The sequence below is a fragment of the Streptomyces sp. NPDC016851 genome, from assembly GCF_055562795.1.
Map to the genome: position 1 here is coordinate 253,103 of NZ_JBVHEP010000002.1, position 15,918 is coordinate 269,020.

18 protein-coding genes are annotated in these 15,918 nt (G+C 71.2%); 5 read left to right on the forward strand and 13 right to left on the reverse strand.

The genetic code is table 11. From position 1 onward, the window contains the following. Nucleotides 1-15: 15 nt before the first annotated feature. A complete protein-coding gene (locus tag ACZ3I3_RS03860) occupies nt 16-666 on the reverse strand; it encodes a sulfite oxidase-like oxidoreductase (protein WP_467362280.1) in 651 nt (216 codons plus the stop codon). 176 nt (nt 667-842) lie between these two features. On the opposite strand from ACZ3I3_RS03860, the gene bfr reads away from it, so the two are divergent. Next, the gene (bfr, locus tag ACZ3I3_RS03865) at nt 843-1,319 is read left to right on the forward strand and encodes a bacterioferritin (RefSeq protein WP_020272982.1); all 477 of its coding nucleotides are present in this window, start codon (nt 843-845) and stop codon (nt 1,317-1,319) included. Nucleotides 1,320-1,324: 5 nt separating this feature from the next. Here the strand turns inward: bfr and ACZ3I3_RS03870 are convergent, their stop codons facing one another. Both ACZ3I3_RS03870 and ACZ3I3_RS03875 read right to left on the reverse strand, forming a co-directional pair. Continuing rightward, complete coding sequence (locus ACZ3I3_RS03870; RefSeq protein WP_020272981.1) at nt 1,325-1,558, reverse strand: (2Fe-2S)-binding protein; 234 nt, start codon at nt 1,556-1,558, stop codon at nt 1,325-1,327. 150 nt (nt 1,559-1,708) lie between these two features. Then, nucleotides 1,709-3,061, reverse strand: coding sequence for a class II 3-deoxy-7-phosphoheptulonate synthase (locus ACZ3I3_RS03875; protein ID WP_467362282.1), 1,353 nt, complete (start codon nt 3,059-3,061; stop codon nt 1,709-1,711). Nucleotides 3,062-3,172: 111 nt separating this feature from the next. Here ACZ3I3_RS03875 and ACZ3I3_RS03880 point away from each other — a divergent pair, with 111 nt between their 5' ends. Beyond that, the gene (locus tag ACZ3I3_RS03880; RefSeq protein ID WP_082319877.1) at nt 3,173-3,229 is read left to right on the forward strand and encodes a trp operon leader peptide; all 57 of its coding nucleotides are present in this window, start codon (nt 3,173-3,175) and stop codon (nt 3,227-3,229) included. 112 nt (nt 3,230-3,341) lie between these two features. After that, a complete protein-coding gene (locus ACZ3I3_RS03885) occupies nt 3,342-5,207 on the forward strand; it encodes an anthranilate synthase family protein (RefSeq protein ID WP_467362284.1) in 1,866 nt (621 codons plus the stop codon). Between the two features lie 52 nt (nt 5,208-5,259). On the opposite strand, the gene ACZ3I3_RS03890 is transcribed toward ACZ3I3_RS03885, so the two are convergent. Genes ACZ3I3_RS03890 through ACZ3I3_RS03905 form a run of 4 tightly spaced genes read right to left on the reverse strand, consistent with a single transcriptional unit; the run spans nt 5,260 to nt 9,089 of the window. Further along, entirely contained in the window at nt 5,260-6,288 is a 1,029-nt protein-coding gene (locus ACZ3I3_RS03890; RefSeq protein WP_467362286.1) for a 6-phosphofructokinase, read from the reverse strand. A 53-nt stretch (nt 6,289-6,341) separates the two neighbouring features. Continuing rightward, a complete protein-coding gene (locus ACZ3I3_RS03895; RefSeq protein WP_467362288.1) occupies nt 6,342-7,031 on the reverse strand; it encodes a response regulator in 690 nt (229 codons plus the stop codon). Further along, entirely contained in the window at nt 7,028-8,254 is a 1,227-nt protein-coding gene (gene macS, locus ACZ3I3_RS03900) for a MacS family sensor histidine kinase (protein ID WP_467362290.1), read from the reverse strand. Before macS ends, ACZ3I3_RS03895 begins: the two co-directional genes overlap by 4 nt. A gap of 58 nt (nt 8,255-8,312) precedes the next feature. Continuing rightward, nucleotides 8,313-9,089, reverse strand: a complete 777-nt coding sequence (locus tag ACZ3I3_RS03905) for a lysophospholipid acyltransferase family protein (RefSeq protein ID WP_467362292.1) — start codon at nt 9,087-9,089, stop codon at nt 8,313-8,315. 202 nt (nt 9,090-9,291) lie between these two features. Here ACZ3I3_RS03905 and ACZ3I3_RS03910 point away from each other — a divergent pair, with 202 nt between their 5' ends. Then, nucleotides 9,292-10,089 (forward strand): alpha/beta hydrolase, encoded by a 798-nt coding sequence (locus tag ACZ3I3_RS03910; RefSeq protein ID WP_467362721.1) that lies wholly within the window; start codon nt 9,292-9,294, stop codon nt 10,087-10,089. After that, nucleotides 10,082-10,738: a hypothetical protein gene (locus tag ACZ3I3_RS03915; protein ID WP_467362294.1), complete on the forward strand. Its 657-nt coding sequence runs from the start codon at nt 10,082-10,084 to the stop codon at nt 10,736-10,738. Before ACZ3I3_RS03910 ends, ACZ3I3_RS03915 begins: the two co-directional genes overlap by 8 nt. Here the strand turns inward: ACZ3I3_RS03915 and ACZ3I3_RS03920 are convergent. The 6 genes from ACZ3I3_RS03920 to ACZ3I3_RS03945 form a co-directional block, all read right to left on the reverse strand. Continuing rightward, nucleotides 10,735-11,481 (reverse strand): endonuclease/exonuclease/phosphatase family protein, encoded by a 747-nt coding sequence (locus ACZ3I3_RS03920; protein WP_467362296.1) that lies wholly within the window; start codon nt 11,479-11,481, stop codon nt 10,735-10,737. The two genes, ACZ3I3_RS03915 and ACZ3I3_RS03920, sit on opposite strands and share 4 nt — an antisense overlap. Nucleotides 11,482-11,578: 97 nt before the next feature. Then, nucleotides 11,579-12,532, reverse strand: coding sequence for an ROK family glucokinase (locus ACZ3I3_RS03925; protein WP_020272969.1), 954 nt, complete (start codon nt 12,530-12,532; stop codon nt 11,579-11,581). A gap of 134 nt (nt 12,533-12,666) precedes the next feature. Then, nucleotides 12,667-13,167 carry a DUF5304 domain-containing protein gene (locus tag ACZ3I3_RS03930; RefSeq protein WP_467362298.1) on the reverse strand — a complete coding sequence of 167 codons (501 nt, stop codon included), beginning with the start codon at nt 13,165-13,167 and terminating at the stop codon, nt 12,667-12,669. A gap of 44 nt (nt 13,168-13,211) precedes the next feature. Beyond that, nucleotides 13,212-14,387 carry an ArsA family ATPase gene (locus ACZ3I3_RS03935; protein ID WP_467362299.1) on the reverse strand — a complete coding sequence of 392 codons (1,176 nt, stop codon included), beginning with the start codon at nt 14,385-14,387 and terminating at the stop codon, nt 13,212-13,214. Nucleotides 14,388-14,516: 129 nt separating this feature from the next. Further along, the gene (locus ACZ3I3_RS03940) at nt 14,517-14,954 is read right to left on the reverse strand and encodes an SRPBCC family protein (RefSeq protein ID WP_086564878.1); all 438 of its coding nucleotides are present in this window, start codon (nt 14,952-14,954) and stop codon (nt 14,517-14,519) included. 111 nt (nt 14,955-15,065) lie between these two features. Then, nucleotides 15,066-15,863 carry a metallophosphoesterase family protein gene (locus ACZ3I3_RS03945; protein WP_467362301.1) on the reverse strand — a complete coding sequence of 266 codons (798 nt, stop codon included), beginning with the start codon at nt 15,861-15,863 and terminating at the stop codon, nt 15,066-15,068. Between the last annotated feature and the right edge of the window lie 55 nt (nt 15,864-15,918).

Genomic DNA, 15,918 nt, shown 5'->3' on the forward strand with positions numbered 1-15,918 from the left:
AAAGCCTCGCAGGCCTCAGAGGTCGGGGCCGTCCCCCGCCTCCTCCTGGTACGAGTAGCGCTGCTCCTGCCACGGATCGCCGATGTTGTGGTAGCCGCGCTCCTCCCAGAAGCCGCGCCGGTCGGCGGTCATGTACTCCACGCCGCGCACCCATTTGGGGCCCTTCCAGGCGTACAGGTGGGGCACGATCAGGCGCAGCGGGAAGCCGTGCTCGGCGGTGAGCAGCTCCCCGTCCTTGTGGGTGGCGAACAGGACGTGCTCGGAGGCGAAGTCGGACAGCCGAAGGTTGGAGCTGAATCCGTACTCGGCCCACACCATCACATGGGTGACGTCGTCGGCGGGCGGCGCGATGTCGAGGATCGTGCGCGCGGGGACACCGCCCCACTCGGCGCCCAGCATGCTGAACTTGGTGACGCAGTGCAGATCGGCCACGACGGTGGTGTACGGCAGGGCCGTGAACTCCTCGTGGGTCCAGCAGTGCTTGCCGCCGTCCGCCGTGGCGCCGAAGACCCTGAACTCCCAGCGTTCGGGCCGGAACTTGGGGACGGGCCCGTAGTGCGTGACCGGCCAGCCGCGCTGTACCCGCTGTCCCGGCGGAAGCCCGGGCTGCGTCGCTCCTGCCGGATCGCGCCCTTCTCCCGATTCGTGTCCCACCGGCTGACCCATGGCTCCATCCTGACAGACCCCCGGTGATGCCCCCGACCGGGGCGACCCCAAAACAGGGCAATGAGAACTAAGCATGCCCTTACTTAGTAAGTGAAGACTTACTGGACGATCTTCGCCACCGGTGGAATCATGCGGCGCAACCTGCCAGTTCCCCCCGCGCGGAAGGAGCCTCTGCGATGCAGGGCGACCCCGAAGTCCTCGAATTCCTCAACGAGCAGTTGACCGGCGAGCTGACGGCGATCAACCAGTACTGGCTGCACTACCGGATCCAGGACAACAAAGGCTGGACCAAGCTCGCCAAGTACACGCGTGAAGAATCCATCGACGAGATGAAACACGCGGACAAGATCACCGAACGCATCCTCATGCTGGACGGTCTGCCCAACTACCAGCGGCTCTTCCATGTCCGGGTCGGTCAGACGGTCACCGAGATGTTCCAGGCGGACCGGCAGGTCGAGGTCGAGGCGATCGACCGCCTCAAGCGCGGTATCGAGGTGATGCGCAGCAAGGGCGACATCACGTCCGCGAACCTCTTCGAGTCGATCCTCGAGGACGAGGAGCACCACATCGACTACCTGGACACGCAGCTGGAGCTCATCGACAAGATCGGCGAGGCGCTGTACATCGCGCAGCAGATCGAGCAGCCGAGCTAGCGGTTCTAGGCGGCGTCTTCCAGCTCCGCGAGCACCGGCTGGCCCCGGTCGGCCATCTCACGGCGAGGGCAGGCACCCCTGCCCAGAATCGCCTGGATGCGGCGTACGCACGACCCGCAGTCCGTGCCCGCCTTGCAGGCGGAGGCAATCTGCCGGGGGGTGCAGGCGCCGCCGTCCGCGTGCTGCTTGACCTGCTGCTCGGTGATCCCGAAGCAACTGCACACGTACACGCGGTCCACCTCCCGACAGGGTCGTTCCCAAGGCGCCGTCCCCGTTGATCGGTGAGGCTAACCTAACCTTACCCGCCGGGTGGGAGGCACAAAAGTCGAGAGGGGCGCGGATCGTATGTGATCCGCGCCCCAGTCGATGTCGGGTAACAGGCGAACCCGTTACTGGTCCCTGTACATCTCGGCCACGAGGAACGCCAGGTCCAGCGACTGGCTGCGGTTGAGCCGCGGGTCGCAGGCCGTCTCGTAGCGCTGGTGCAGATCATCGACGAAGATCTCGTCGCCGCCGCCCACGCACTCGGTGACGTCGTCGCCGGTCAGCTCCACGTGGATGCCGCCCGGGTGGGTGCCGAGCGCCTTGTGGACCTCGAAGAAGCCCTTGACCTCGTCGAGCACGTCGTCGAAGCGGCGGGTCTTGTGCCCGGAGGCCGCCTCGTAGGTGTTGCCGTGCATCGGGTCGGTGATCCAGGCCACCGTCGCGCCGGAAGCGGTGACCTTCTCGACCAGCTCGGGGAGCTTGTCGCGGACCTTGTCGGCGCCCATGCGGACGATGAAGGTGAGCCGGCCGGGCTCACGCTCGGGGTCGAGGCGCTCGATGTACTGCAACGCCTCCTCGGCCGTGGTCGTCGGGCCGAGCTTGATGCCGACCGGGTTGCGGATCTTCGAGGCGAACTCGATGTGCGCGTGGTCCAGCTGCCGGGTGCGCTCGCCGATCCACACCATGTGCGCGGAGACGTCGTAGAGCTGCCCGGTGCGCGAGTCGACCCGGGTCAGGGCGGACTCGTAGTCGAGCAGCAGCGCCTCGTGCGAGGAGTAGAACTCGACCGTCTTGAACTCCTCGGGGTCGGCCCCGCAGGCGTGCATGAAGTTCAGCGCGTTGTCGATCTCGCGCGCCAGCTGCTCGTAGCGCTGCCCCGACGGGGACGACTTCACGAAGTCCTGGTTCCAGGCGTGCACCTGGCGCAGGTCGGCGTAGCCGCCGGTGGTGAAGGCGCGCACCAGGTTCAGCGTGGAGGCCGAGGCGTGGTACATCCGCTTCAGCCGCTCGGGGTCCGGGATCCGGGCCTCTTCGGTGAAGTCGAAGCCGTTGACGGAGTCGCCCCGGTACGTCGGCAGCGTCACGCCGTCGCGGGTCTCGGTCGGCTTGGAACGCGGCTTGGAGTACTGGCCGGCGATGCGGCCGACCTTCACGACCGGCACGGACGCGGCGTACGTCAGCACGGCGCCCATCTGGAGCAGCGTCTTGAGCTTGTTGCGGATCTGGTCCGCGGACACCGCGTCGAAGGCCTCGGCGCAGTCGCCGCCCTGGAGGAGGAACGCCTCTCCCTTGGCGACGGCCGCCATCCGGGCGCGCAGCTGGTCGCACTCGCCCGCGAAGACGAGCGGCGGATACGACTCGAGGTCCGCAACGACTGCGCGCAGAGCCTCGGTGTCGGGGTACTCGGGCTGCTGCGCCGCGGGCAGGTCTCGCCAGGTGTTGCCAGCACTCGCGCTGGTCTTAGCGTTCACGGTCACGGCCTCAACATTACGGGGTCGTGTCGGGCGTCCTGGCCCATGCCCAGCAATTGAGACACGGGGTACACGACTCGGACATGGGGCCTCGGGGCATGGGGTAGGGTGCCTGCCATGTTCGCGCACTCGATCCAGACCTGGTGGTGGACCGCTCATCCGGCGGCCCACTGACTGCGCGTACGACAGACTTCGCGAAGGCCGCCCGAGGGCGGCCTTCGGTTTTTCCCTTAGGTCCGCTCCTCACCGACATCGATCGCCGTCGATCGACAGCCACGGAGGAACCATGGACCTGACACAGCTGCTGCACGAGCCCCGCCCCTTCGCTCTGCTCCGCCGCCGCGCCCCGGGCCACGACCACGACCTGATCGAGGTCCTCGTCGGCCCCGTCACCACGTACGACCGCCTCGCCGACCTCCCCGACGAGGGCCTGGCGCTCGTCCCCTTCCGGCAGATCCGCGAGCGCGGCTTCGACGTCCGCGACGACGGCACGCCGCTGTCGGTGCTGACCCCCGTGGAGTCCTACGGCGTCCCGCTCGCCGACGCCCTGGAGCAGCTCCCGGCGCACGACGTGCGGGTCGAGGGCGGTGGCTTCGACGTCGGTGACGAGGAGTACGCGGAGATCGTCGGGCGCGTGCTGCGGGAGGAGATCGGGCGGGGCGAGGGAGCGAACTTCGTCATCCGGCGGACGTACGAGGGGGAGATCCCCGGGTTCGGCCGGGCCGACGCGCTGGCGCTGTTCCGGCGGCTGCTGGAGGGCGAGCGGGGCGCCTACTGGACGTTCGTCGTGCACACCGGCGACCGGACACTGGTCGGGGCGAGCCCGGAGGTGCACGTGCGGATGTCCGGCGGCACGGTCGTCATGAACCCGATCAGCGGCACCTACCGCTATCCCGCCGAGGGGCCGACGCCCGAGCACCTGCTGGACTTCCTCGCCGACGGCAAGGAGATCGAGGAGCTGTCGATGGTCGTCGACGAGGAGCTCAAGATGATGTGCACCGTCGGCGACATGGGCGGGGTCGTCGTCGGGCCCCGGCTGAAGGAGATGGCACACCTCGCGCACACCGAGTACGAGCTGCGCGGCAGGTCCTCGCTGGACGCGCGCGAGGTGCTGAAGGAGACCATGTTCGCGGCGACCGTCACGGGCTCGCCGGTGCAGAACGCCTGCCGGGTCATCGAGCGGCACGAGGTCGGCGGGCGCGGGTACTACGCCGGTGCGCTGGCCCTGCTGGGGAGGGACTCGGGCGGCGCCCAGACCCTCGACTCCCCCATCCTCATCCGCACGGCCGACATCGACGCCGGTGGCCGGCTGCGGGTGCCGGTGGGTGCCACGCTCGTGCGCGGGTCCGACCCGGCGGGCGAGGTCGCGGAGACGCACGCGAAGGCGGCCGGGGTACTGACGGCGCTGGGCGTCCGGCCGGGACGGCCGCGCGAGGAGTCCGTGCGGCCGCGCCTGGCCGACGATCCGCGCGTGCAGGCGGCGCTCGACGGGCGCCGGGCCTCGCTCGCGCCGTTCTGGCTGCGGATGCAGGAGCCCTCCGGGGAACTCGCCGGTCACGCCCTGGTCGTCGACGGCGAGGACACCTTCACGGCGATGCTCGCGCATGTGCTGCGGTCGGGCGGACTGGAGGTGACCGTCCGCCGGTACGACGAGGACGGGCTCCGCGAGGCGGTGCTCGCGCACGAGGGCCCGGTTGTGCTCGGCCCGGGTCCCGGTGACCCCTCCGACCTCGCCGATCCCAAGATGCGTCTTCTGCGGAGCCTCACCGCCGAGGTCATCCGTGAGCACCCGCACGGCGTGCTCGGCGTCTGCCTCGGACATGAGCTGATCGCGGCCGAGCTGGGACTGGAGATCGTACGGAAGGACGTGCCCTACCAGGGGGCGCAGACGACGATCGACCTGTTCGGGCGGCCCGAGACGGTCGGTTTCTACAACAGCTTCGTGGCGCGCTGCGACGAAGGGGCCCGTCAGGAGCTGGCCGCGCACGGCGTGGAGGTCAGCCGCTCGGCGAACGGGGAGGTGCACGCGCTGCGGGGGCCCGGGTTCGCGGGGGTGCAGTTCCACCCCGAGTCGGTGCTGACGCTGAACGGGGCGCGGGTCGTGCGGGACCTGGTGGGACAGCTGCGGGGCACGAGCGCGCCCTCGGTGTAGCCCGGGGTCCGGTCGGGGCCGCGCGGCCCCGACCGGTACCTGGACCGGGCGGTCAGCCGAAGAACACCCCGACCTCCTCGTAGAGCGTCGGGTCCACCGTCTTCAGGCGGGCCGTCGCGTCCGCGATGGGGACGCGGACGATGTCCGTGCCGCGCAGCGCGACCATCGTGCCGAAGTCGCCGTCGCGGACGCAGTCGATGGCGTGCAGGCCGAAGCGGGTGGCGAGCCAGCGGTCGAAGGGGCTGGGGGTGCCGCCGCGCTGGATGTGACCCAGGACCGTCGTGCGGGCCTCCTTGCCCGTGCGCTTCTCGATCTCCTTGGCGAGCCACTCGCCGACCCCGGACAGCCGGACGTGCCCGAAGGAGTCCAGCGACTGGTCCTTGAGGACCATGTCGCCGTCCTTGGGCATGGCCCCCTCGGCGACGACGACGATCGGCGCGTACGACGCCCGGAAGCGGGACGTCACCCAGGCGCAGACCTGCTCGACGTCGAAGCGCTGCTCGGGGATGAGGATGACGTTCGCGCCGCCGGCGAGGCCCGAGTGCAGGGCGATCCAGCCGGCGTGCCGGCCCATCACCTCGCAGACCAGGACCCGCATGTGGGACTCGGCGGTGGTGTGCAGCCGGTCGATGGCCTCGGTGGCGATGCCGACCGCGGTGTCGAAGCCGAAGGTGTAGTCGGTGGCGGACAGGTCGTTGTCGATCGTCTTCGGAACGCCCACACAGGGCACGCCGTGCTCGTCGGACAGCCGGGCGGCCACGCCCAGGGTGTCCTCGCCGCCGATGGCGATGAGCGCCTCGACTTCCAGCTCGGCGAGGTTCTCCTTGATGCGGCGGATGCCGTCCCGCTCCTTCAGCGGGTTGGTCCGCGAGGAGCCGAGGATGGTGCCGCCGCGGGGCAGGATGCCGCGCACGGCGGGGATGTCGAGACGGACGGTGTCGTTTTCCAAGGGCCCTCGCCAGCCGTCCCGGAAGCCGGTGAAGTCATAGCCGTACTCCTGCACGCCCTTGCGGACGATGGCCCGGATGACGGCGTTGAGTCCGGGGCAGTCGCCGCCTCCGGTCAGTACTCCGACGCGCATGGAACAGTCCCTTCGCCGCAGGTGCCTGACGAAAGGTCAGTGTGGCGTGGGTCTCACTCGTCGTCGAGGCCGCGCTCTATCGCGTACCGCACGAGCTCCACACGGTTGTGCAACTGGAGCTTGCCGAGGGTGTTCTGGACGTGGTTCTGCACCGTGCGGTGGGAGATGACCAGGCGTTCGGCGATCTGCTTGTAGCTCAACCCCTTGGCGACGAGGCGCAGCACCTCGGTCTCGCGGTCGGTGAGGCGGGGCGCCTTCGGCTCGTCGGTGTCGGGGGCGGGGGCGGGTTCGGAGGCCAGACGGCGGTACTCGCCGAGGACCAGCCCGGCGAGGCCGGGGGTGAAGACCGGGTCGCCGACGGCCGTGCGGCGGACGGCGTCCTGGAGTTCCTCGGTGGAGGCCGACTTCAGCAGATAGCCGGTCGCGCCGGACTTGACCGCCTCCAGGACGTCGGCGTGCTCGCCGCTCGCCGACAGCACCAGGACCCGCAGCGCGGGGTTGGCGGCGACGACCTCCTTGCAGACCTGGACGCCGGGCTTGCCGGGCAGGTTCAGGTCGAGCACCAGGACCTCGGGTGCGGCGGCCTTGGCACGGCGCACGGCCTGCTCGCCGTCGCCCGCCGTGGCCACCACCTCGAAGCCCGACTCGGCCAGGTCACGGGCGACCGCGTCGCGCCACATGGGGTGGTCGTCGACCACCATGACCTTGATCGGGTCCCGCCGGTCCTCCGTGGTCTCCGTCATCGCTGTTCCGCCTTCCCCCGTACGGTCGTCACGTCCTTCGGTACCTTCAGTTCGACCTCCGTGCCCTGGCCCGGCACCGAGATCAGCTCCGCGCTGCCGCCGAGGTCGCGCAGCCGGCCGCGGATCGACAGGGCGACGCCGAGCCGCCCCTCGCCCTCGGCCTGGGCGAGCCGCCCTTCCGGGATGCCGGGTCCGTCGTCCCGTACGGTGACGATCACCTCGTCCGGCTCGTCCTCGACGAGGATCCACGCGCGCGCCTGGTCCCCGGCATGCTTGCGGACGTTGTCCAGGGCCGCCCCGACGGCGGCGGCCACCTCCCGTGCGGCGGCCGGCGCCAGCGCCACGGGCGCGCCGGGCTCGGCGAGGCTGACCTTGGCCCCGGCGTACGGCGCGAGCAGGGCGCGCAGGTCGACAGGGCCGCTCTCCTCCGGCTGTTCGTCGACGGCCCGGACGACGGCTCCCTCGGCGGCGTCCTCCGAGACCCTGGAGACGGGTACGAGCCCGCCGGAGACCAGCGTGCGCAGCGCGACCTCCTGTTCACCGGCCATCCGGCCCAGCTCGGCCGCCTCGCCGCCGATCACCGCGCCGCGCCGCTGCACCATCGCCAGCACCTGGAGCACGCTGTCGTGGATGTCCCGGGCGAGGCGCTCCCGCTCCCTCGTCGCGGCCTCGATCTCCAGGGCGCGGGCGAGGGTGCGCTCGGAGGCGCGGGCGACCTCGACGACGTAGCCGATGGCGATGGAGGCGATGCAGACCAGGATGACGTTGTGGACGGTGTCGCGGGCGGGGCTGCCGCGCTCGATCAGGTTGGCGGCGGCCACGAGGCTGGAGGCGAGGGCCGCCCAGCGCCAGCCGCCCTTGACGGCGAAGGCGAGGACGGCACCGGCGGTCCATATCGACGGCAGCGTCGGGCCGCCCGCCTGGACCCGCTCGTGCGCGTCGGCGACGGGCGTGAGCAGGATGCCGGTGAGGGCGACAGTGAGGTCGGCGGCGAGAAACCCCTTGGTGCAGCGGGCCGCGTTCGCGACCCGGGGCAGTGTGGCCAGGGTCCACGCGGCCAGCACGACGTAGTAGGCGACGGCGACCCAGGGCCGGGCGAACTCCTCGTAGGCGGTGGCGAACAAGCCGATCGCGTACAGCATCGTGAGCACCCGATAGGCGGTCAGCGCACGCCACAGCGGCTGTTCGACCGACATCCTCATGACTCGCTCGCGCCTGGCCATCTCCCCCACCCCCGGAACGCGCCCCCGACCAGGGCTCCGTCCGCCTCTTCTCCGGCTCCTACCGCTCCGGCTCTTCCTTGTCGGCCTGTTCCTTCTCCGCCTGTTCCTTCTCGGCCCGGGCGAGCGCGGCCTTCGCCGCCTTCTCGGCTTCCTTCTCCGCCTTCGCCGCCTCCGCGAGCTGCCGCTTCATGGCCGTCGCGTACATGTCGACGTATTCCTGGCCGGAGAGCTTCATGATCTCGTACATGACCTCGTCGGTCACGGCGCGCAGCACGAACCGGTCGTGCTCCATGCCCTGGTAGCGGCTGAAGTCCAGGGGCTTGCCGATCCGGATGCCGGGGCGCATCAGCTTCGGCATGACCTTCCCGGGCGGCTGGATCTTCTCCGTGTCGATCATGGCGACGGGGATGACGGGCGCGCCGGTCGCCAGCGCCACGCGCGCGAGACCGCCCGGCTTGCCGCGGTAGAGCCGCCCGTCGGGCGAGCGCGTCCCCTCCGGGTAGATACCGAACAGCTCGCCGCGCTCCAGCACCTCGATGCCGCTCCTGATGGCGGCCTCACCCGCGCCGCGCGCGCCGGAGCGGTCCACGGGCAGCTGGCCGACGCCCTTGAAGAACGCGGCCGTCAGCCGGCCCTTCACCCCGGGCGTGGTGAAGTACTCGGCCTTCGCGATGAACGTGACCTTGCGGTCCAGGACCGCGGGCAGGAAGAACGAGTCCGAGAAGGACAGGTGGTTGCTCGCCAGGATCGCGGGGCCCTCGTCGGGAATGTTCTCCAGGCCTTCCACCCAGGGCCTGAAGGCGACCTTCAGCGGTCCCCCAACAGCGACCTTCATCGCGCCGTACAACAACCGAGTGCCTCCTGTATGTGTCGATCAGACCTTAACCCGGCGCGCCGTCAAAGGCGCCGACGGCCCTGGTCGGTGTCAGTGCCGTCGCGTACGGTGAAGGTCCCGCGAACGCCGTGCGACCCCTGCCATGACGTTCCGTGACATTCCGTGATCGTGTCCGTCCCTTCTCATGACCAGGAGGCCGAAGGTGCCGGTCCTTGCCGGAGCCGAGCCGTTTCGCCACGAGGGCGGGGAGATCGCCGTGCTCCTCTGCCACGGCTTCACCGGTTCACCGCAGTCGCTGCGCCCCTGGGCGGAGCATCTCGCCGCACGCGGCATGACCGTCTCGCTGCCGCTGCTCCCCGGCCACGGCACGCGCTGGGAGGACCTGCGGATCACCGGCTGGCAGGACTGGTACGCGGAGGTGGAGCGCGAGCTGCGCCTCCTGTGCGAGCGCCGCGAGCAGGTGTTCGTGGCCGGTCTGTCCATGGGCGGCGCCCTGGCCCTGCGGCTCGCCGCGCGGCACGGCGACGCCGTCAGCGGAGTGGTGGTCGTCAACCCTGCGAACAAGGTGCACGGCCTGGCCGCGCACGCCCTCCCGGTGATCCGCCACCTCGTCCCCGCGACGAAGGGCATCGCCAGCGACATCGCCAAGCCGGACAGCAGGGAGCTGGGCTACGACCGGGTGCCGCTGCACGCCGCGCACTCCCTGCGCCAGTTCTTCCAGGTCGCCGACCGCGAGTTGCCGCAGGTCACGCAGCCGGTGCTGCTGCTGCGCAGCCCGCAGGACCATGTGGTGCCGCCGGCCGACTCGGCCCGTATTCTCAGCCGCATCTCGTCGACGGACGTGAAAGAGGTCCTGCTGGAACAGAGCTACCACGTCGCCACGTTGGACCATGACGCGGACCGGATTTTCGAGGAGAGCACCTCTTTCATCAGCCGGCTCGCGTCCGGCCTCGGCAGGGAGCCCGGTCTCGGCAAGGAAGGGACGACCGCAGGTGGCTGAGCACGACTCCGACCGCGAGGGCCGCGAGCCGGACGAGAAGGGCGTCCCGTTCGACGAGGATGCCGCCTGGGCGGCGATCGTCGCCGGGTACGGCGACGAGCCGCCGGACCCGCCGGGCGCCAAGCCGTTCAAGTCGATCGAGGACCTGGCGCTGCTGGAGACTCCGACCAACGACGACCGGGTCAACGACGACCGGGTGGACACGGCCGCGGAGGCCGCGTCGGCCCCCGCGGAGGCCGGGAAGCCCGGCGAGCCGGACGGGCCGAAACCAAAGGGATCCGGCGACAAGCCGGACAAGCCGGCCAAGCCTCTGGGCGGCTCCATCTCCTTCGCGCCCGGCGTCGGCCCGCGCGACTACTCCGCGCCCGAGCCCGCCGAGGACGACTTCGACGAGGACGACGAGGGGCACTTCGTGCCGCCGGAGCCGCCCCCGCTGCCGTCCGCCGACCCCACCGCGAAGTTCGCCTGGCTCGGCGTGCTGGGCGGGCCGGTGCTGCTTCTGCTGGCCGTGCTGCTCGGCTGGGAGATGACCTGGTGGCTGACCACGCTGAGCATCGGCGGGTTCGTCGGCGGGTTCGTGACGCTGGTGATGCGGATGCGGACGGACGACGAGGAGGACGACGACCCGGGGCGGGGCGCGGTCGTCTAGGAAGCCGGCACTTTGAGGGCGGCCAGGACCGGGAGATGGTCCGTGGCCGCCCTCAGGTCTGCGTCGGTCACCCCCGGGTGTTCGAACGGCACGCCGCAGCCCAGCACCTCGATGCCCTTGGTCGCGAAGATCGCGTCGATGCGCTGGTAGGGGTCGGCGGGCGTCCAGGTGTGCTCGCCGCCCCAGGGCGCGGTCGCGTGGCAGTCCTGCAGGGCGTCGGTGAGACGGCGGAAGGCGGGGCCGTCGGGGCGTTCGTTCAGGTCGCCGCCGGCGATCATGTGCTCCACGCCCATGCCGGCGAGCCGGTCCAGGAGCAGGCCTGACTGGTCGTAGCGCTCGTCCTTCTGGAGCGACAGGTGACAGCTCAGGACGCCGAGGCGGGTGCCGGCGAAGCGGACGACGGCGGTGGCGAAGCCGCGGCGGTGCAGGCCGGGGGTGGGGGGCAGGAGGACGTCCTCCGTGCGTTCGACGCTCGCCCGGAGCGAGCTGAGGATCGCCGGACCGGTGGTGGTGGCGCCCCCGGTGACGATGACCAGGTCGGATTCGCGGGCCAGACGGGCGAGTTTCTTGCGCCAGCGGAAGAAACGGGGGGCTTCTTGGATCAGGACCAGGTCGGGTGCGCAGGCCTTGATGACACGGGCCAGGGCGTCGGTGTCGTCGCGCATCGAGCGGATGTTGTAGCTGAGGACCCTGATGACCGCGGAACCGTCGGGTTCGGTACGGGAGTTGGGGAGCAGGGGCATGTGATCAATTTACGCCCAAGAGCTCGGGGCGCGGGGGTTGTGCGCGAGTACCGGTTGTGCGTGGCTGGTCGCGCAGTTCCCCGCGCCCCTGAGGGCGTCACATGATCGGGTCGGGTTCCCTCGCCAGGTCCGCTGCTCCGACCAGGCCGGCCTTGTTGCCCAGTTCCGCGGCGCGGACCTCGGCGACCGGGCGCCAGTTGCCGCCGACCAGCCAGCGCTTGTAGGACTTGCGGATCGGGCCCAGGACCAGTTCGCCCTCGTCGGACAGGCCGCCGCCGACGATGAAGGCGGAGGGGTCGAAGAGGGAGGCGAGGTCGGCGAGGCCCGCGCCGACCCAGCGGGCCAGTTCGCGATAGGAGTCGACGGCCACACGGTCGCCCTGGCGGGCGGCCATGGAGATGTGCTTGCCCTCGATGCCGTCGGGCGTGCCGTTGCCGAGCCCGAGGAGGATCTCGGCGTTCTCGGGGGTGGCGTTGGCGCGCTGCTTGGCGTACCTCACCAGCGCCCGGCCCGACGCGTACTGCTCCCAGCAGCCCTGCGAGCCGCAGCCGCACAGCAGCCCGTCCGGCACCATGCGGATGTGGCCGAACTCGGCGGCCACGCCGAAGTGCCCGCGGCGCAGCTTGTTGCCGATGATGATGCCGCCGCCGAGGCCGGTGCCGAGCGTGATGCAGATGACGTTGCGGTGGCCCTTGCCGGCGCCGAACTTGTACTCGCCCCACGCCGCGGCGTTCGCGTCGTTCTCGACGACCACCGGGAGGCCCACACGGGCCTCGACCTTCTCCTTGAGCGGCTCGTTGCGCCAGTGGATGTTGGGCGCGAAGTAGACCTCGGAGCGCTGCCGGTTCACGTAGCCGGCCGCGCCGATGCCCACGCCGACGATGTCGTGCCCGACGCGTGCGCCTTCCACCGCCGATGCGATGGCGTCCACGATGCCCTCAGGCGTGCCCGGGGTCGGCACCTTGTGGGTCGAGAGGATGTTGCCTTCCTCATCGACCACGCCGGCCGCGATCTTCGTGCCGCCGATGTCGACGCCGATGGTGAGTCCCATGAATCCCTCAGTTTCGGTCGAGCCCCGCTACGGCCAACGGTACCCGAGGCACGCCGTCGGGTCGGCTGTCGTCCGCACGCTGGGCAGGACCGGCGGCGGCACGCCGGTCGCGGCTCGCGAAGAGAAGGTCGGGCTCAGTCCAGGTCGATGCGCTCCCCGGGACCGGTGTCGTCGCCCCGGTCATGGCGTTCGTCCAGGTCACGCGGGTCGATCCGGTCGTCGCGCCCGGTCCAGCGCCGCTCCTGGGCCTCGACGGCGGAGCGGTAGGCGGCGAGCAGTTCGTTCCCGGCGGCGGCCAGGTGGTCGAAGACGTCCGGGTTGCGTTCGATGACGGGTTCCACGGCGGCCTTGGCCTGCTGGACGACCTGGCGGACGACCTGCTCGGCGGCAGGCCCGGCGACGGCACCGAACAGCGGGGACTGGATCCCCGACAGCTTGTCCGCGACGGCGTCGACGAGCTTCTTCAGTTCCTCGGCCGCGGAGCCCTGGGGCGGTCCGTACTCGGCGCGGCGGCGGGCCTTCTCCGCCTCGAGGTCCTCGGCGCACGCGGTCGCCCAGGCGTCGGCGTCGCTCGCCCGTACCTCGTCCGCGGCCTCTTCGCGGGCGGCGTCGAACGGGGGGAGCTCTTCGCTCATGACGGACTCCTGACTACGGTTCGTCCCTCCGACGTTACCCCCTCTCACCGCGTCTGCGGCCACAGCTTCGGGTCGGGCGCGAAGCGAATGCGCAGCTCGCCCTCGCGCAGGGCGGCGCCGTCGACGGTGCAGCGGCGCAGCGCGGAGGGCAGCGGAACGATTCGGCGGAAAGGCCCCGCCGTGACGACGAGTTCGTCGCCGCGCCGCACGAGGTCCAGCTCCTCACGCACGGCGCCGGGCAGCGGGATGTGCCAGACGAGCACACCGTCCTCGCCGAGCCGGTCGGCCACCGGCCATTCGACCGCCGGGACGGGCTCGCCCGGGTCGGCGCCGGGTACGGCGAGGGCGGCCAGGTCGTCGGTGCCGACCGGGTCGCGTCCGAGGTGGGCGACGGTCCGGACGTCGTGCGACTCCTGCCACTCGTCCAGTGTCTTGCGCTGCTGGGCGACCGGGCCGGCCAGCCAGGTGTCCGGGGAGGCCTCGGGCAGGACGCGGTTGGCGACCACGACGTCGGTGCGCAGGCGGCGCAGGGCGAGTCCGAGGCGGGCCGTGCGGAGGGCGTCGGCACCGGCGGGGCCGGGCTCGGCGACCAGTCGTACGACGGTGTCGCGGTCGGCGACGACGGCCTCGACGGCGGCCAGCTCCAGGTCCCAGCGGGCGGCCGTCTCGTACAGCCACTCGGCGGGCATCGGGACGCCGGCCAGCCGGCCCAGGACGGGGCGCAGGGCGCGGGCGGCCTGGCGTTCGGGCGGGAGCAGGCGGCGCAGGTAGCGGCGGAGTTCCTCGGGCAGGGCGAGGAGGGCGAGGGCCTGCGGGGCCGGGGGCAGGTCGACCACGAGCAGGTCGTACGCCTCAGACAGCGCGGCGTCGCGCAGGGCGCGCAGGAGGGCGAGTTCCTCAGCTCCGGGGAGGGGGCTGAGTTCCTCGGGGTCGAGGCGGGAGGCGCCGAGGAGGTCCAGGGCGGAGGAGGCGCGGTCCTGGAGGGCGGTGAGGTCGCTGCGGAAGTCCTGGGCGGGGTCGGGGCGCCAGGCCATGAGGCGGGGTGCGGCCTCGACCGGCTCGGGACCGGTGCCGGTGCCCAGCGCGGCGCCGAGGGTGTCCGTGCGGTCGGTGCCGAGGACGAGGGTGCGGGTGCCCTGCGCCGCCGCGGCCAGGGCGGTCGCGGCCGCGAGGGTGGTACGGCCGCTGCCGCCGGGGCCGGTGATCAGGATGGTGCGCATGGGGGTGCACGGTACTCGGCGTTGACGAGGTACCCCATGTTGGTGCTGAGGCCGAGTGGGTGCGCAACCCGGCGCTGCGGGGTGCCGCTGCGCCCACCCGTGCCGCCCCAGCGGCACGACTGCCCGCAGCTAGGCCGATTCCACGCGCTTCTTCAGACCCGCCAGCGCCCGGTCGATGATGACCTTCTCCGCCTTGCGCTTGATCATGCCGAGCATCGGGATCTTGACGTCCACGGTCAGCGCGTACGTGACCTCGGTACCCCCCGCCCCCGCCGGCTTCAACAGGTACGTGCCGTCGAGGGAGCGCAGCATCTGGGACTTCACGAGGGTCCAGGACACCTCGTTCTCGCCGGTCCACGTGTACGCGAGGACCTGGTCGTCCTTGATCGCACCCGCGTCCATGACGAGCCGGACCTGTTCGGCACGGCCCTGTTCGTCGGTCTTGAGGACCTCGGCCTCCTTCACCTCGCCGGTCCAGTCCGGGTAGCGGGCGAAATCGGAGATGACCGCCATGACGTCGGCCGGGGCCGCCTCGATGGTGATGCTCGAGCTGGTGTGTTCCGCCATCGCCGTGGCTCCTCCAGATACGGACCGGTATGAGGTCGTGGTGCGCAAGCGTGTGCAGCGTGAAGGCTACCGCGCACGGGACCCGCCGATCTCACCCGACCTGGGACGTCCTCACCATTCCAGCGCCCACGGCGTCCCGGTCCCCGCGAAGTGCCCCACGTTCACACACTCGGTTGCCCCGATCCGCATCCGCCGCACCAGCGGCTGGTGCACGTGCCCGAAGAGGGAGTAGCGGGGCCGGGTGCGGCGGATGGCGTCCAGCAGGGCCCGGCTGCCGCGCTCGAAGCGGCGCGCGACGGTGTCGTAGACGAGTTCGGGGACCTCGGGCGGGATGTGCGTGCACAGCACGTCGACCTCGCCGACGGCCTCTATCTTGGCGGCGTACTCCTCGTCGCTGATCTCGTACGGCGTCCGCATCGGTGTCCGCAGGCCGCCGCCGACGAAGCCGAAGACCCAGCCGCCGATCTCCACGCGCTCGCCGTCGAGGACGGTCGTGCCGGGGCCGGCGTACTCCTGCCACAGGGGCGGCATGTCGACATTGCCGTAGGTCGCGTACGTAGGAGTGGGGAACGCGGCGAACATCTCGGCGTACTGCTTGCGCACCGCCTTCTCGATCACCGAGGCGCGGTCCTCGCCGACGCCGGACCACAGCCGGGCGCCGAACTCCCGTGCCTCCTGGAAGCGGCGGGCGGTGCGCAGCGCGACGATGCGGTCGGCGTTCTCGACGCCGAACAGGTCGGGGAAGATGCCGCGCGAGTGGTCGGCGTAGTCGAGGAAGAGGACGAGGTCGCCCAGGCAGATCAGGGCGTCGGCACCCTCGCCGGCCCTCGCCAGGTCACGGGCGTTGCCGTGCACGTCGCTGACCACATGCACGCGCGTCCTGTGATTTCCGGCTGGTGTGGGTGCCATGGCGATCAAGGGTAGGCCGAGGGGCGCAGTTGTGAACAGTGGCGGCCCTACCTGC

What these genes read in the sequence shown, in the direction of transcription:
- ACZ3I3_RS03860 (WP_467362280.1), bottom strand. Translation starts at nt 666, where the DNA reads ATGGGTCAGCCGGTGGGACACGAATCGGGAGAAGGGCGCGATCCGGCA.
- ACZ3I3_RS03895 (WP_467362288.1), bottom strand. Translation starts at nt 7,031, where the DNA reads ATGACGGAGACCACGGAGGACCGGCGGGACCCGATCAAGGTCATGGTG.
- ACZ3I3_RS03940 (WP_086564878.1), bottom strand. Translation starts at nt 14,954, where the DNA reads ATGGCGGAACACACCAGCTCGAGCATCACCATCGAGGCGGCCCCGGCC.
- ACZ3I3_RS03935 (WP_467362299.1), bottom strand. Translation starts at nt 14,387, where the DNA reads ATGCGCACCATCCTGATCACCGGCCCCGGCGGCAGCGGCCGTACCACC.
- ACZ3I3_RS03905 (WP_467362292.1), bottom strand. Translation starts at nt 9,089, where the DNA reads ATGAAGGTCGCTGTTGGGGGACCGCTGAAGGTCGCCTTCAGGCCCTGG.
- ACZ3I3_RS03920 (WP_467362296.1), bottom strand. Translation starts at nt 11,481, where the DNA reads ATGCCCCTGCTCCCCAACTCCCGTACCGAACCCGACGGTTCCGCGGTC.
- bfr (WP_020272982.1), top strand. Translation starts at nt 843, where the DNA reads ATGCAGGGCGACCCCGAAGTCCTCGAATTCCTCAACGAGCAGTTGACC.
- ACZ3I3_RS03925 (WP_020272969.1), bottom strand. Translation starts at nt 12,532, where the DNA reads ATGGGACTCACCATCGGCGTCGACATCGGCGGCACGAAGATCGCGGCC.
- ACZ3I3_RS03885 (WP_467362284.1), top strand. Translation starts at nt 3,342, where the DNA reads ATGGACCTGACACAGCTGCTGCACGAGCCCCGCCCCTTCGCTCTGCTC.
- ACZ3I3_RS03890 (WP_467362286.1), bottom strand. Translation starts at nt 6,288, where the DNA reads ATGCGCGTCGGAGTACTGACCGGAGGCGGCGACTGCCCCGGACTCAAC.
- ACZ3I3_RS03930 (WP_467362298.1), bottom strand. Translation starts at nt 13,167, where the DNA reads ATGAGCGAAGAGCTCCCCCCGTTCGACGCCGCCCGCGAAGAGGCCGCG.
- ACZ3I3_RS03945 (WP_467362301.1), bottom strand. Translation starts at nt 15,863, where the DNA reads ATGGCACCCACACCAGCCGGAAATCACAGGACGCGCGTGCATGTGGTC.
- macS (WP_467362290.1), bottom strand. Translation starts at nt 8,254, where the DNA reads ATGGCCAGGCGCGAGCGAGTCATGAGGATGTCGGTCGAACAGCCGCTG.